Below are 15,544 nucleotides of genomic sequence, written 5' to 3' on the forward strand. Positions count from 1 at the left end.
AGCCGTGACCCACTTCCTCACCACTTCCTACTCAGTATTTGTCGGCCGTCTGCTGCTCGCCTGCGGCATTGTCTTCCTCGCCACGGGACCGTTCCTGCTCGACGCCAGCGGCATGCAGGTCATGACCGAGTTCATGCTGATGCTAGTGCTGGCGCTAATGTGGAACCTGCTTGCCGGCTATGCGGACATTGTTACCATCGGCCAGCACGCTTTCGTCGGCGTCGGCGCTTATGCGTTCTTCGGCTTCCTCGTGTTCGGTGAGTGGAATCCGTACCTCTCCGTGCTCATGGCGGGCGCCGTGGCGATGCTATTGGCCGTGCCGGTCATGGTCATCATTTTTCGCCTGCGCACCGCATATCTCGCGGTCGGCAGCTGGGTGGTCGCCGAGACGCTGATGCTGTGCGCCGGCAAGCTCTCGGCGTTCGGAGGCGGTTCAGGCATCAGCATGCCGGTGTCGGCTGTGAAGCAGTTCGGTGCGCGGATTGGCGAACGTTACGCTCACATCTACTGGCTGGCGCTGGTGCTCCTGGCCGTCGTCTTTATCTCGACCTGGCTGCTGATGCGGTCAGCCGTCGGCCTCGGGCTGACCGCAATGCGCGACAACGAGGATGGCGCCGGCGCGGTCGGCGTCAATCTCACACGGTCGCGTGTGCTGTGCTTTCTGTGGACCGCACCGTTTCTTGGCCTCGCAGGCGCGTTGATTACGCTGCAGAAGCTGCGCGTAGCGCCGCCGGCCTCGTTCTCGATCACAGAGTGGACCGTCTACATCATCTTCATAGTGCTAATTGGTGGCGTCGGCAGCTTTGAGGGCCCGGTCATCGGCGGCATCGTGTTTTTCTTGCTGCGGGAGTACCTCGCCGAGGTCGGCGTTTGGCACTTCATCGTGCTTGGCCCGATCTCGATTGTCATCATCCTGATCGAGCCGCGGGGCCTGTGGGGCCTATTGCGCCGCTTCGTGCCAGGCGACTTGATCCCGGTGTCTTACACGCCGTCGGCGCTGAAAGGTACCAAGACAGAAAAAGCTCGCTCACTTGCTGCGTCTACGTCAGACGTTCTGTCCCAGAGCTGATTGCCACATCTAGGCTGTCGCGTGCATCGCCAACTCGAGCAGAAGACAGGTCTTGCAATGATGCTGTCTGGTTGCTCTCGGCGACGTACAGAGTAGACTAGCGACCTGCCGACGGGGCGGCCTTCGGTTGGAAGGCGCTCGTTTGCCCATGCTGACGTGTCTAGGCATGGACCGGCCAGGAGCCGTTCGGTTCTCCTTCGGCGGTGACGCGAAATGCCCCGCCTGGATCTGTATCGTTCGAATTTATTGAACGATAAGTTCGAAGTTGGGCTACTTCCCTAGACGGCTTCTGAACTCCGATTATGAGGCATGCCGCTACTTCGGCGGTCTTGGTTCAACGAATTCGGGGGAGGCGATGACATTAGAACTTCAACGGCAAATGCCAAAAGAGTCCGAGAATCCTGTCTACATCGACGAAATCATCAAAGGCCGTCGGGCAAAACGCGGCTTTACTGACAAGCCTGTTCCGGTCGAAGTCGTCAAAGATATCCTCTCGGTTGCCAGGTTCACTCCCAGTTCGAGCAACACACAGCCGTGGAAATGCTACGTGTTGACAGGCAAGGCGCGCGAGCGGCTTGTTGAGGCTGCGGTGAAGAACTTCAACGACAACCACGACAAGCTCGTTCCGGAGTATCCATTCTTCCCGGATCCGATTCCGGAGCCACATGCTTCGTGGTTCAACAAGTTTCGCGGCCAGCTAGGTGACTCGCAGGGTGTTGAAAGAAGCGACAAGGAAGGTCGCCGCCGCGATGTTGCGAGGCAATTCAAGTTCTTCGGGGCTCCTGTCGGTCTCATTTTTACGATGGATCGGCGACTGGTCCCTGCGAGCTTCATCTGCTACGGCGGCTTCCTTCAAACGGTAATGCTCGCCGCGCAAGGCCGGGGACTTGACACGCTCGCGCAGCAGATTTGGTCTCTGCAATATCGATTGTTGCGGAAAGAGCTCGGCATTCCGGAAAGCGACATGGTCGTATGCGGAATGTGCATTGGCTACGCCGACAACGGCCTGCCCGAGAACGACATGAAGCTTGACAAGTTCGGCCCGGAGAAATTCGCCACGTTTCTCGACGCCTAGAGCTTCGCGTTGGGGGGAGATGGGTACCGATTATCTAGAGCGCGAATTCTCTACGATAAGCGGTACCCATCCTTTGGTCGATCGCACGTTGTCTAGCCATTTGAGAATTCCGGGATACCGTTCCATTTGGTAGCCGCCCTCCGCAGCTACGGACACGTAGGCGAAAACTCCAAGGTCGGCGATCGTGTAGTTGCTGCCCACTAGCCAATTTCGCGTCTTAATCCAGCTCTCGAGCTTAACTAGCGCGCCGTCTCCGTCCTTTTGCCGAAGGGCAATTTCATCCGCCATCTGGGACGCCAGCCCACGAAGACTGTACACACGAGGGATCGCAATGGCCTTTTGAAGATCGGCCTGTTCGAAGAACAACCAGCTGAGCACCTCTGTCCGGGCATACTTGTCGTCAGGGAGTAGGTGCGTTCCGTCCGCAAGATGCATCAGTATGGCGCCGGACTCCACGAGAGGACGACCATCATCCAAGACCAATGTAGGGACCCTTGAGAACCGGCTCAGTTTTACGAAATCCGGCTGAAGGTGGTCACCTCGGACCAGGTCCAACGTGATCCTTTCGTACTTGAGGCCCAACTGCGAGAGTAGGATTCGAACCTTCCAGCAATTTCCAGATAGCAGGCTATCGTAAAGACGAAGCATGGCCCACTCCAGCAATCTTCCGGTTTGAGGCAGGATACGAGCCGCTTATGTCGTGAGACAAGTAGGTTTCCTTCCGCACCGCAACCTTTTGAGGTAAGAATGGCAAGTGTTTAGAGTAGCTTAAACCGATACGTTTGTGATCTAAAGGTGTGAGTGGTGGCATTATCGACCTAGGGTAAATTTCGATGGTTCTTAGTCGTGCTTGACCTCAAAGACGTCTTCTATTTTGTCCAGGTTGTCGACAGAGGGGGCTTCACCTCTGCGAGTAGAACCTTGGGCTTGCCGAAGTCCACCTTGAGCAATCGGGTAAGGGAGCTCGAGGGGATCCTGGGCGTAACCCTGCTCAACAGGACGTCTCGGTGCTTCGGCATGACTGAGGTAGGAACGCAGTTCTACCACTACGCTCAGACATTGTTGCAGGCCGCGGAGGTCGCGGAGGAGGCGGTACGCCAGAGGGCAACCGAGCCAAGCGGTGTCATCAGGATGACGACAGCCGTCGAAATCGCCCAGTTTGCGTTGAAGGATCTGATACCAGTATTTCTTAAGAAGTATCCGAAAGTGCAAATCGTAGAGATTACGACAGATGCTCTAGTCGATATTGTAGCTGATGGCTTCGACTTGGCGCTGCGCGGCCATACCGCGCCCTTGCAGAATTCTTCACTCGTCCAGCGAGCCATCGCGCGGGCCCCGTGGTACCTGTTCGCGGGGCCCGGATACTTGGAGGCCAGGGGCACACCGACAACTCCTGAGGAAGTTGCCCAACACGATACGATCGCGATCGCGAGGACCGGTTCATCAAATCTGGTGTTGACCGGACCGAACGGCCGGAGGTGCATCGTTCAGACGGTGCCTCGCTTCCAGAGCAACAATCTGGTTGCGCTCAAGGAGTCGGCATGTGCCAACCTGGGTATTGCGGCTTTGCCCGGTTACATTTGCCGCGAGGAAATTGCTGCGGGAAAGCTGAAGCAGATATTGCCCCGCTGGATTGCGGCTGACGCGCGCATGTCAGCGCTCATCCCATACAAGCGCGGCTTACTCCCCGCAGTAAGATCCTTGGTTGATTTTCTCGCGTTGGAGATACCGCGCGCCACCGCATTCGAGCATGCAGCTTCGGACGATCTGCAGCCCAAGAGCTCGAGCAAACGTTCGGCCTGAGGGCTTCGCTCGCCGTTCAACTTATTGAACGCTGCGTCCTCCGTTAGCCATCTTCATGTCTCGCGACGACGCTGCCATCATTCGTGATCGGTAGGGATGGCGCTTCGGCGCCCGTAATCGCGAGGTCCAAAAATGAACGAAATGATTATTCGCGGCGTCAATAACCAAGTGTTTGTCGCCGCAAATCTCGGCAGGATCGAACACTTCTACTCGACACTCTTGGGTCTACCGGTGGTGAAACGGACCGTCCATCATTTGGACCCCCGCTTGCCGGTGATCACCTTTGGGTTTCAAGCATTCAAGGGCGAAAAGAAGCGTGGCCACACCATCAGCTACATCGAATGGAACCCGATCTTCTACATGATGCCAGACGTTGGGTTCGTGGATCAAAAGGTGGCTGTCGCTGGGGTTACGTCGCCCCGCGTTGGTGATCCGAAGGGGCGTTGGGGTGCTGGTACAAACCATCATCTGGCTCTTCATGTCCCAACAAGAAATGGCCTTCTGAAGTGGAAGCGAAGACTCACGGACGCGGGGATCCATGTCACCGGGCCCTACAACCGCAATTACTTCCACGCGATCTACCTACGTGATCCCGATGGCGCGATCATCGAAATCGCGACTACCGAGCCCGGCTTTGGGCACGATGAAGCCGTGCTGGGGTCTGGGTTCCGGCCTCAGCCGAAGGAAAATCTCATCGGTGGTCGCGATGAGATCCTTACCGCTGCTGAAACTTGGCCGCGGCAGATGCCGACCGTTACCGATGACTTCGCCCTGCGTGGTTTCCACCACATCACGTCTATCTCGTCGAACGCCGAGCGGACCGAGAAGTTCTTCGTCGAGACAGTTGGACTTCGAATGATCAAGAAGACGGACTATTTGGATGAGCGGGGAGGCACGCACTACTACTACGGCTGTGACGATGACCTCTCACCTGGCTCGGTCCTGACCTTCTTCGGTCTGCCGGGATACACCACGGGACGTCTTGGCACCGGACTGTCGCATCACTTCTCCCTGGAAGTTGAGAACGAATCCGCTCTTACTCACGAGCGAGAGCGTCTCAAGCGGGCGGACGTAAAGGTTTCGGGTGTTTTCGACTGCCTCTACAGCAAGCTCTTCTACTTCCGGGATCCCGATGGGCATATCTGCGCCCTTTCGACGCCCACTCAACTGACCGTCGATGAATCCGCCGAGGAGCTCGGAACCAAGCTCTGCTTGGCGCCGGAGTTCGAAGACAGGCGCATTGAGATCGAGCGTAGTATCGCGCTGCGCCCGGCTCCCGTGCCGCTTCCCCAGAACTGAAGGAGCGGTTACCGTGCAGAAGTCAGCCCTCCATCGCTCGAGCCACGTAAGCAACGGAGGTATCCTCCGATGCCTGCCGCAGGACACCCTGCGGTGGGGGGTGGGAATCGTGGACACGGCTATTCGAGAGCTGTCCGACGAGGGCTTCGAACGGCCGATGATTTTTACGGTTGAGCCGCTACTTTTCTCAACCAAGCGTGTCATTCTACCGCACCTTCACGATGCCGCGGGAATTCTCTCCGATTTCCCGCCCCATGCCCCGGACAGCGCAATCGAGGATGCGCTTGACCGGTGTATCCAGGCCGGTGCCCGTTCAATAGTCGCTTTTGGCGGTGGTTCGGTTCTGGACGCCGCAAAGGCGGTTTCTCATTTTCATTATCTTCGGCAAGCGCGATATCTCCCAATAGTAGCTCTGCCGACAACTCTGTCCGGATCTGAGTTCTCTCACTATTTTGGAATTACTGAAACGTCTGGCCCGCGTCCGTTCAAGAGAAGCTACGCCGAGCGAGCGACAGTTCCCAAAATCGTGCTGATGGATCCCAGTCTCCTCATGAACACGCCTCGTGCGTTGCTCCTGTCATCAGCGATCAAGGGGCTCGACCACGCGATCGAAGGCATGCGCCAGGTCGACGTCGACCACCCACACGCAGTCATGGCTGCAGCTGGGGCAAACAAGTTCTTTAGCGTCCTGGAACGTTGGCCCGTTGATCTGGAAACAGAAGAAGCGGTCCAGAAAGGGGCCGTCGATCTGAGCGACCTGCTCCAACTCCAATTGGCGGCGTGGCAATGTTACTTCTACCCAGCATCCGTCATCTACGGTCTCAGTCATCGGATCGGGCACATCTTGGGTGGGACGTTTGGATTCCCGCACAGTGCCACTTCTTGCATAACGCTCGCGCCCGTAATTCGGGCTTGTGAAGCGCGGTATGGCAGCAAGCTCCAGGTGTTCAATTCCCGCGGAGAGTCTAACCCAGGGCCGGCGCTCGCCTCCCGGATAGAAAACCTCGTTTCGTACCTCGGTCTACCAAGCCATCTTAGGTCTTTTGAGATCGGGCTCTCAGCGCTTCCGGAGATCGCGGATCTCCTGCGAGCGAACTACAAGGCTGAGGTAGCCGATCTTGGGGAGGACGCGGATCGAAAGCTCGACGCTCTGCTCAGAAGCCTCTGGTGAACGAGGATGAGATCCCGATCCATCGCAGAGATGCTCGTCAAGCTAAAGGCGGGCGCGACGACCTCGCGGCAGCTCGTGCAGGAAGCCCTTGAGAGGGCGAGAGGGTGCTCGGCCGAGCTGAATGCCTTTGCAGCCATCGAAGGCCGCGCGGTAGATCGCGCGGCCGAGAGTGATCGACGATATGCAAAGGGATTGGTGAGGCGCCTCGAGGGCATCCCGATCGTCATAAAAGACAATATCGAAACTGCTGACATCGAAACTCGTTATGGGTCAGCCGCTTACATTGGCAATGTACCGAAAACTGACGCTACCGTAGTGCGTCGTTTGCGTGATGCCGGCGCGATCGTCCTCGGTAAGACGACAACCCACGAATTTGCCTGGGGCGTCACCACGTCAAGTGACGCGTTTGGTCCAACTCTCAACCCGGCCGATCCGAAACGGATACCAGGAGGGTCAAGCGGTGGATCGGCAGTTGCGGTGGCTTACGGAGTTGTGCCGGCTGGTCTCGGAACGGACACCGGCGGGTCCGTTCGAATCCCGGCGGCGCTGTGCGGAGTGGTAGGGTTCAAGCCAACGTTTGGCATTCTACCAACGGACGGTGTCTTTCCACTCGCGCCGACGCTCGACCATGTCGGTCTGATCTGCGGGAATGCGGAAGACTTGGTCCTGTTGGCAAGTGCGCTGGGTATGGACATCCCACGGAGCGACGCCAGACCGAAGCGGAAGATTGGCGTTCTCAGTACCCCAACCGACGTTCCTGTTGAGAGCGACATCGCCAGCGACTTTGAAAGGGTCGCCGAGAGGCTCCGTCGAGAGCATGACGTCGTTGAAGAAACTGAGCGACTCGACGAGGCGTATTCGATCTTCGCCACCCTCGTCCCGGCTGAAGGCGGCATGGTTCACTTCTCGAGAAATTCACCAAGCTTGATAAGCGAACGCTATGGGAAGGAGACCGCCGCCAGACTTGAGCGATCGCGATCGATCAGCATAGGTGATTACGCGAAAGCTCAAGACGCGCGACGAACGTTCTCCCTGAAAATGGCTTCGCTGTTCGAACAATTTGAGCTCCTTGTTCTTCCGACATGTCCGTGTTCCGCGCCGCTGGTCGGAACCGAGCGTGTGGATATCGATGGATGGACGGGAGATGTTCGCAAAGCGCTCATGGCGCACACGGCGCCCGCCAATCTTGTCGGATATCCAGCGGCAACTATCCCTATGCCGAGAATGAGAGATGCTCCGCCGGCGGGATTGCAGATCATAGGACAACCCGGGTGCGATCATGAAGTCATCGATGCCGCCGCGCAATTGCAGAACATGAGCTGCATGGACCGCGCTTAGTGCTGTGGTTCGCTGAACGCGACTCCTAGATCGCGGGATGCAAGTCGGTGAGCTGGTGCGTTCAAAGAGCCGCGGTTTGTCGACCTCTGAGAGGAGGTCGATCGCGGAGGTGCCCGAGGGCAGTGTGTCCGCTGCTTGCTCGGAGCGCGCAACAACAGCACGTGAGGGGATTAATGCTGGTTTGGGCACGACAAGTTAAGGCGGCGCGCAGCCTGATCGGCTGGGAGCAATTCCAACTCGCCGTTGCCGCTGGCGTCGGTATTGCGACGATTCGCCGACTAGAGCGAATGACAGGGCCAATCAACGCCAAGTTCGAGACGATAGACAAGATTCGACGAGCGCTCGAAGGCGCCGGGATCGAGTTCATCGGAGAGCCGAAGCCTGGTGTTTGTGTTCGACTGGAGAAGTCGCAGGAGTCCTACGCGAATGCGTAGAGCGCAGACGTTGTGGCGTAGTGGAAATACTGATTGCTCAGATATCGTCGGTGATACTCTTGTATCTGCAAGATCACCGTTCATGAAATACGTAACGGAGATCGCGTTGATGCGTTGTCATCTGTCCGACTTTGACCTGTTATCTTTTCGCGTGCGGCGTTTTGACCGCGTGAGGAGAGACAACGGGATCGCTGTGGCGCTCAGCCGGAGGGGCAAATGACTTTGAAGACATCTTTTAACCTAAGCGTTGTTGCATTGAGTGTCGTCGCAACGATGCAAGCAGCTAATGCATTTGAATTCGGATCGCCGGGAGCCGCGCAGAAGCCGGGGTTGACGATCGGCGGCAGCGCAGGACTTCCGCCGCCGGGAATCTACAGCTTCAATCAAGTGTTCACGTACCAGTCGAATCTCGCCGGACCAGGGCAAGCGTTGCTCAATCCCGCCGGTGGAAAGACAGGCGTGCAAGCGGCCGTCGAGGCAAACGGCCTGTTGTTTGTCCCAGGTTGGAGTTTTCTTGGCGGTACCTATTCGGCCGTCGTGGTGCAACCGTTCATTATGTCAAGCGTCGGCAGTCCAGTCGATCTGCAGATGTCGGGCATGCACAACACCTACATCGTTCCGGCTGAGTTGAGTTGGAAGCTCGGAGACAGCGGCTTTTTCGCGAAGACCGGCTTGGGAATGTACGTGCCGGACGGAACGAAGACCGGCGTGAATGGCCTCGGCAATGTGGGAAATCCTTGGTGGACCTTTCAGCCAGAGTTCATCGTCTCGTATCTCAAAGACGGCTGGAATCTCACCGCGAATATCTTCGGCGAAATCAATACCAAGAACACGATCACCGGCTATCGAAGCGGCGAAATTCTGCATGCTGAGTTTACTGCCGCAAAGACAATCGGAAACTGGACCGTAGGCCCGGTCGCTTACTACGCCGGCCAGGTCGGAAATGATACGTCGAGCGCATTCTACGGAAACGCGATCAACGTCAACCGCTACAATACGTGGGCTGTTGGTGGACTAGTCGGCTACAACTTCGGGCCAGCTGCCTTGAACGTCTGGGCGTTTGACGAAGTCTCGGCGCGAGCGTCCGGCGGTACCCCGATTGCTGGCATCGACTCGGCGACGGTTACGAAGGGCTTCAGTGTGTTCGCCAACTTGAGTTTCCGTCTATGGGCCCCGGACGCGCCTGCATCAACGGCTCTGCCGAAGTTTCACAAGTAGACCTCGCCCTCGGAGCTATGGATCGGCTTAGTCCTCCTGGGGAGAGGCATTCGGCTCTCCCAAACTTGTCGCGTTGACATGCCACGTTGACATGCGATGACCCCGTTGCTCTCCCGGCAATGGGGATTTTTTTTGCCCGCTGGTGTGATTGCCAGACAATAGTTCGAGCGTTGCACCCTTAGGGGGTAGCAGCCCGGGATTGAAGAGGCCTGGAGGAAGGTCGCTGACCTGTTCAGGCGGCCGTAGTGGAAGCGCTTCCGCCGTTCAAAATTTTAGACGATGTGTTCAGCAGGAGGCGGCTTTCCAAGGGGTCCCAAACGCCCCGAACATGCGGTGGAGGATCGGGCGTTTCGATGAGTCTGTCGGTAACGCTCACCCAATGGGCTTGAGCCACCTGCAGGCGCGTTCTGTGAGCTAATTGCGTCAGACCCGCATGTGCAGCGGCGCTCGATCCACTTTAGGGCAGACACTCATGGAGAATGGGAGCACCAGCGCAATGACCGTCACGATCACCGAGGAAGATAGATTCGAACAGACGCCATACAGCATGTGGCTGCAGACTGAAAAACTGCATTCGATACAGAGGACGTTGACTGGCCATCCTGGGGAGTACTCTTTCATCGTCAACTGCCAGGTGATGGAGCTCTACTGGTCGCTAATTGTCCGAGAACTTCAAGCCGCTCAGGCCCATTTGAGGCAGAACGACCTCCTTAAGGCCCAGCAAGCATTGCGGAGGGTGGTCGATGCGCATGAACCCCTCAATGCCACGTGGCGTTCCCTGTCATGGATGACCCCGTTAGACCTGCTGCCGATGCTCGGCGTGATCGGAACCACGTTGGGGCGGGACACCGCTCTCCAGGGCTGGATTTATAGGCACATGGTCTACCTGTTTGGAATCAAGCAGAAGGAGCAGTTGGAGCACTTTAAGCCGCAGCCGCGCCGATGGCAGCAGCTGAACGAGGCCCTGAGCGCACCAAGCCTCTACGACGATGTGTTGGCATTCTTGCATCATGAAAAGCTGCCTGTTCCTCGAGGTCAGTTCGAGCGCGACTTCGCTGAGCCGTACAAGCCGAGCCCGGAGGTCGAGCGAGCCTGGCAGATTGCGTACGATGAACGGCCGGAGATCAAGGTGTTGGGCGAGACGCTCGCTGATATCGCCGAGGAATTCACTACCTGGAAGTATCGCCACCTGATGCTGACCCGACGTACCCTGGGATCCCGAAATGCCTACTTCGGCGTTTCTGGAATCGCTTGGTTGACGCCGACTCTAGAAGAGATTCCGTTCCCCGAGCTCTTCTCTGCGAGGACGTTTATCGGTGATCCTCCCGCTGGATGTCCTGTGGGTAAGGCCAAGGAGTGACGTTCGGCAGAGCGATAGTTGGGAGCGGCCATCGCGGCCGCTTCCCTTCAATCTACCAGGTACCATAGCGGCGGCGGGGCGCACCGGATGGAAAGTAGTTCGAACGGAATAACGAGGCGCTCGATTCTGGCGGCGGCTGCGTCGGCACCGGCAGTAGTGGGGGGTGCGAGCCCGGCTCATGCTGAGGATATCGACGAAATTGCCGCCCGAACGCGAGCAGCCCTAAAAGACCCGAAGGGGACTAAACTTGTTCTGCTCGGCACTGGGGCGGGACCTGTGCCGGGTCAAGCACAGAGGATGACGTCACATGCCATCGTCCATGACGGTGCAGCCTACGTTCTTGACTGCGGCCTCTCCGTCACGAGGCAGTTCGCGCGAACGGGCGTGCCGTTCTCACAGGTACGATCGATCTTCATTACTCACCATCATCCTGATCACAATATCGAGCTGGGGCCGTTCCTTGTGCTGGGCTGGATACACGGGCTACAGCAGTCGGTGCAGGCGTATGGGCCGCCGCCGCTGGGCCAAATGACCCGTGATTTGTTCGCAGCCCATAAGCCGACAATAGACTTCTGGGCAGAAGACTTTCAGCGTAAGCCGCTGGAGATGATCGAGGTCCACGAGGTCACGGGTGCCGGAGTGGTTATGAAGGACCCGGTTGTCACGGTGCGAGCCGTTCAAGTGCAGCATCCCCCGATAGTACCATCGTTCGCATACCGGTTCGATTTCGCTGACCGCTCGATTGCATTTTCGGGCGATACCGTGCCGCTCGCTGCGGTGGCGGATCTGGCCAAAGGAGCCGACGTCCTTGTGCACGAGGCGATGGATGTCGCCGCTACTCAAAACTTCGTGCGTAGGCTAGTCGCCACGGGGTTTCCCGGAACATACGATGTAGCGATGAAGCACATGTATGCTGTCCATTCGCCTACCGAGGAGGTTGGCCGCATTGCGGCCGAGGCAGGTGTCAAGACGCTAGTATTGTCGCATTTGGTGCCTGGTACTGGTGAAGTGAGCGATGCGGACTGGCGTGAAGCCGCAGCTAAGCACTTCAAAGGGGAAATTATCGTTGGACGAGATCTTATGGTGATCTAACGCCGGCGATCTCGCCCGTTTTTGGGACAGTGCTGATCGGCCAGAGCCGCCGGCCGGATCACTCCGGACACGCAAAGATAGCCGCCCGCGCGACGTTTTCACCTCCCAAATCAGCGGGGATCGTCAGTTGAAGCCTGTCCCGGCACCCCCGGCACCGAACTTGCGGATCGCAACATAGATGACGGGCGTCAGGAAGAGGCCGAAGATGGTCGCCCAGCATACGTGCAAAGACCGTTACGCCGGTCGCGCGCCGGACTTCGCTTCCAGCGCCAGCGCCGATAAGCAGCGGTACCGTGCCCGCGATGAAGGCCACGGATGTCATGACGATCGGGCGCAGCCGGAGCCGGCAGGCTTCCAGGGCAGATGCGACCGTACCTTCTCCCTGGATCTCTAGCTCGCGTGCAAATTCGACGATCAGGATAGCGTTCTTGCATGCGAGGCCCATCAGCACAACCAAGCCGACTTGCACGAAGACATTGTTGCTGCCGCCCGTGAGCCAGACCCCTGAGAGGGCAGCGAACATGCACACTGGGACGATGAGAATGACCGCGAGTGGCATCGTCCAACTTTCGTACAAGGCAGCCAGTGCCAGGAAAGCAAGCATCACAGCGATAGCAAACACAATGATGGCGGAACTGCTCTGCGTGGCCTGCTGGTAACTCGGGTCGGTCCACTCAAGTTCGATGCCAGTTGGCAGAACCCTGTGAGCAATTTCGCGGAGCTTGGTAGGAACCTCGCCCGACGACAGCACTTTGGGATCGGCATCACCGATGAGGTCCGCCGCCGGATACCCATTGTAGCGCATAACTGGATCCGGACCGTACGTGTGCAGTACAGTCGCGACTGCTCCGATCGGGACCATTTCACCGCGTGAATTTCGTACGCGCAGGTTTGTGATGTCCTCGACTCGTTGCCGGAGCGAGGTATCAGCCTGGGCGATGACCCTGTATACCCGGCCGAATAGGTTAAAGTCGTTGATGTAAACGGATGCGAGATAGACCTGGAGGGTGTCAAAGAGGTCCGTAAGGGCGATACCTTGAGACTTTGCCTTAACGCGATCGACCTTGACTTCCAAGTGTGGGACGTTGGCTTGGTAGGAGCTGACCGGATAGGTGATCCCAGGCGTATTTGCGATCTCAGCCTGGAATCGCTCCAGCGCTTTCTGCAGAGCCCCATATCGTAGCCCTGCGTTGTCCTTCAGGAACAGCGAGTAACCCGATCCATTACCCAGACCCTTTATAGGCGGTGGCAGCACGGCATAGGCGGATCCGGCGCTCAGCGCGGCGAATTTCTTAGTGAGTTCTGCATTGACGTCGCCTGCGTTGCGCGAGCGTGCATCAAACGGTTTGAGGATGATGTACGAGGTGGCGAAGTTAGGTGTGTTGGTGTTCTGCAGAGCGTTGAACCCAACGTAGGAGGTGACAAAGTCGACGCCGTCGACCTTCTCTGCGATTGCAGCCATCTCGCGGGTCAGATTGTCGGTACGTGAAAGTGACGCGCCACCGGGTAGTTGGGCGCCGCCAAATAGGTACAATTTGTCCTGGTTGGGTATGAAGCCGCTCGGAATGACCTGGAACAGCACGAACTTGCCGCTCAGCAGCAAGAGATAAGTCGTGAAGACCCCTCCGCGTCTGCGGAGGAGGCTGCCTACGGTGCGCTCATAGCGTGTCGAGTTTCGACTGAAGAAGCGATTGAACGGTCGGAATAGCCATCCCAGCCCGCGGTCCATAATGCGAGTGACCAGGTCCTTGGGGGCACCATGTCCACGGAGTAGCTTCGCGGCGAGAGCTGGAGAAAGGGTGAGAGAGTTTATCGCGGAGAGGACGGTCGAGATCGCGATCGTGACCGCAAACTGTTTGTAGAACTGGCCGGTGATCCCGGTCACGAAGGCCATGGGCACAAACACGGAGCACAGGACGACACCGATTGCGACGATCGGGCCAGACACTTCCTTCATCGCTTGATGTGCCGCATCGCTTGGGCTTAAGCCGAGCTCGATATTGCGCTCGACATTCTCGACCACGACGATCGCGTCGTCGACCACAATGCCAATTGCGAGAACCATGCCGAAGAGCGTCGGCGTGTTGATCAAGTGGCCAAGTAGATAAAGGAAGGAAAAGGTGCCAATGATCGAGACGGGCACCGCGATCAGCGGGATGATGGAAGCTCGCCAGGTTTGCAGGAAGAAGATCACGACGATGACGATCAGGACGGTCAAGGAGCGATTGCTGAACCGCACTAATAGATTCTCTCACAAAAATGGTCGGGTCCCATTCAGAGCGGTAACTGACCCCGTTGGGAAAATGCTTCGAGAGAATATCCAGCTTGGCGTAAACGGCTTTGGCGACGCCGATCGCGTTGGCGCCGGGCGTGAGGAAGATACCGATCGCCGCGCCGGCCTGTTGCCCGCGGAACAGGCGCATCGTGTAGTCACCGGAATCCAGTTGGACACGCGCGACGTCCGCTAGTTTGGTCGTCTGGCCCGCATCGCCAGTCTTCAGAACTATGTCCGAGAACTCCTGCTCGTTGCGTAGTCGTCCCTGAACGTTGATGGAGATAAGTAGATCTGTATCTTTGGGCGACGGCTCGGCCCCAAGTTGCCCTGCCGAAACCTGGACATTCTGCTCGCGAACTGCGTCGATGGCATCCTGCGCTGTCAGTCCTCGTGCTGCGAGCTTGTTTGGTTCGAGCCATATCCGCATAGCATAGTCGCCAGACCCATAAAGTTGTACGTCGCCAACTCCTGGCAGCCGGGCCAACTCATCCTTGACGTGCAAGCGGATGTAGTTGCGGACGTAAAGGGAATCGTACGTTCCATCCGGAGAATATACGTCCAGATACATGAGAGGAGTGGGCGACTGCTTCTGGGTCGTGACGCCATCTTGGCGAACAGTTTCTGGCAAGCGGCTGAGGGCTTGGGCGACACGGTTTGAACGCGAACGGCTGCCTCGTCGGGCCTCACGTTGGACGAGAACGTCACCACGGTCTGGAGGCTGCCGTCTGAGCTTGCCACCGACTTCATGTAGATCATGTCCTCGACGCCGGTGATTGCCTCTTCCAGGGGCACTGCGACGGAATCGGCAATTTCCTTGGGATTCGCGCCAGGATAGGTTGCCCTGACGACGACGGTTGGTGGCACCACCTCCGGAAATTCACCGGAGGGCAGTTGAGGGATGGCGATAAGTCCTGCCCCAAAGATGACGAAGGACAGGACGATGGCAAAGGTCGGCCTGTTGATGAAGAACTTTGAAAGGTCCATTGAGGTACTTCAGTGGTCCGAGGCGTTATCTTGCGAGCTCACGGAGCCAACGTCATCGGTGAGTCTCAATTGGGCCATATGCGGCGTGACTAGAGTGTCCGTGACATAGAGTTTTTGGAGACCACCGACGACTATCCGGTCGTCTGGCCCGAGGCCGGATTCGATCACGCGCAACCCTCTTACAGTGCGTCCCGTTGTGACATCCCTTCTGGTGGCCTTGTTGTTGGGGGCGACGACGTAGACATACTTCCTGTTCTGATCGGTAAGAACGGCTCGATCAGACACCAGAATGGCCGATCGCTTGCCACTACCTGCGAACTGAACTCGCGCGTAAAGACCCGGGGTCAACGCCCCAGTGCTGTTGGTTACCAAAGCGCGGACGCGGATGGTTCCAGTCCCAGGATCAAGTTGGTTATCTATGAAGCT

12 protein-coding genes and 1 pseudogene are annotated in these 15,544 nt (G+C 57.7%); 10 read left to right on the forward strand and 3 right to left on the reverse strand.

What is annotated here, in order from left to right; all coding sequences use genetic code 11:
- The first annotated feature begins 4 nt into the window (after positions 1 to 4).
- Both H8B02_RS08825 and H8B02_RS08830 read left to right on the forward strand, forming a co-directional pair.
- Positions 5 to 1,069: a branched-chain amino acid ABC transporter permease gene (locus tag H8B02_RS08825; protein ID WP_229165842.1), complete on the forward strand. Its 1,065-nt coding sequence runs from the start codon at positions 5 to 7 to the stop codon at positions 1,067 to 1,069.
- Positions 1,070 to 1,424: 355 nt separating this feature from the next.
- Complete coding sequence (locus tag H8B02_RS08830) at positions 1,425 to 2,144, forward strand: nitroreductase (RefSeq protein ID WP_229165843.1); 720 nt, start codon at positions 1,425 to 1,427, stop codon at positions 2,142 to 2,144.
- Between the two features lie 30 nt (positions 2,145 to 2,174).
- Here the strand turns inward: H8B02_RS08830 and H8B02_RS08835 are convergent, their stop codons facing one another.
- Positions 2,175 to 2,792, reverse strand: coding sequence for a glutathione S-transferase family protein (locus H8B02_RS08835; RefSeq protein WP_229165844.1), 618 nt, complete (start codon positions 2,790 to 2,792; stop codon positions 2,175 to 2,177).
- A 198-nt stretch (positions 2,793 to 2,990) separates the two neighbouring features.
- Here H8B02_RS08835 and H8B02_RS08840 point away from each other — a divergent pair, with 198 nt between their 5' ends.
- The 8 genes from H8B02_RS08840 to H8B02_RS08875 all read left to right on the forward strand — a co-directional run bounded on the left by H8B02_RS08840 (position 2,991) and on the right by H8B02_RS08875 (position 11,859).
- Positions 2,991 to 3,947: a LysR substrate-binding domain-containing protein gene (locus H8B02_RS08840; protein ID WP_229165845.1), complete on the forward strand. Its 957-nt coding sequence runs from the start codon at positions 2,991 to 2,993 to the stop codon at positions 3,945 to 3,947.
- 132 nt (positions 3,948 to 4,079) lie between these two features.
- Complete coding sequence (locus tag H8B02_RS08845; protein WP_229165846.1) at positions 4,080 to 5,246, forward strand: VOC family protein; 1,167 nt, start codon at positions 4,080 to 4,082, stop codon at positions 5,244 to 5,246.
- A gap of 100 nt (positions 5,247 to 5,346) precedes the next feature.
- Positions 5,347 to 6,417: an iron-containing alcohol dehydrogenase gene (locus H8B02_RS08850; protein WP_312000736.1), complete on the forward strand. Its 1,071-nt coding sequence runs from the start codon at positions 5,347 to 5,349 to the stop codon at positions 6,415 to 6,417.
- Positions 6,418 to 6,447: 30 nt separating this feature from the next.
- Positions 6,448 to 7,755, forward strand: a complete 1,308-nt coding sequence (locus tag H8B02_RS08855; RefSeq protein ID WP_229165848.1) for an amidase — start codon at positions 6,448 to 6,450, stop codon at positions 7,753 to 7,755.
- Between the two features lie 173 nt (positions 7,756 to 7,928).
- Positions 7,929 to 8,189 (forward strand): helix-turn-helix domain-containing protein, encoded by a 261-nt coding sequence (locus tag H8B02_RS08860; RefSeq protein WP_229165849.1) that lies wholly within the window; start codon positions 7,929 to 7,931, stop codon positions 8,187 to 8,189.
- Positions 8,190 to 8,405: 216 nt separating this feature from the next.
- Positions 8,406 to 9,407, forward strand: coding sequence for a SphA family protein (locus tag H8B02_RS08865; protein ID WP_229165850.1), 1,002 nt, complete (start codon positions 8,406 to 8,408; stop codon positions 9,405 to 9,407).
- A gap of 496 nt (positions 9,408 to 9,903) precedes the next feature.
- Entirely contained in the window at positions 9,904 to 10,767 is an 864-nt protein-coding gene (locus tag H8B02_RS08870) for a tryptophan 2,3-dioxygenase (protein WP_229165851.1), read from the forward strand.
- An 87-nt stretch (positions 10,768 to 10,854) separates the two neighbouring features.
- Positions 10,855 to 11,859 carry an MBL fold metallo-hydrolase gene (locus H8B02_RS08875; RefSeq protein ID WP_512699905.1) on the forward strand — a complete coding sequence of 335 codons (1,005 nt, stop codon included), beginning with the start codon at positions 10,855 to 10,857 and terminating at the stop codon, positions 11,857 to 11,859.
- A gap of 123 nt (positions 11,860 to 11,982) precedes the next feature.
- On the opposite strand, the pseudogene H8B02_RS08880 reads toward H8B02_RS08875, so the two are convergent.
- Both H8B02_RS08880 and H8B02_RS08885 read right to left on the reverse strand, forming a co-directional pair.
- A pseudogene (locus H8B02_RS08880) lies at positions 11,983 to 15,118 on the reverse strand (efflux RND transporter permease subunit).
- A 9-nt stretch (positions 15,119 to 15,127) separates the two neighbouring features.
- The coding region (locus tag H8B02_RS08885; protein WP_229165853.1) for an efflux RND transporter periplasmic adaptor subunit at positions 15,128 to 15,544 on the reverse strand (417 nt) is incomplete at its 5' end.

This window comes from Bradyrhizobium altum (genome assembly GCF_020889705.1).
Taxonomy (GTDB): Bacteria; Pseudomonadota; Alphaproteobacteria; order Rhizobiales; family Xanthobacteraceae; genus Bradyrhizobium; species Bradyrhizobium altum.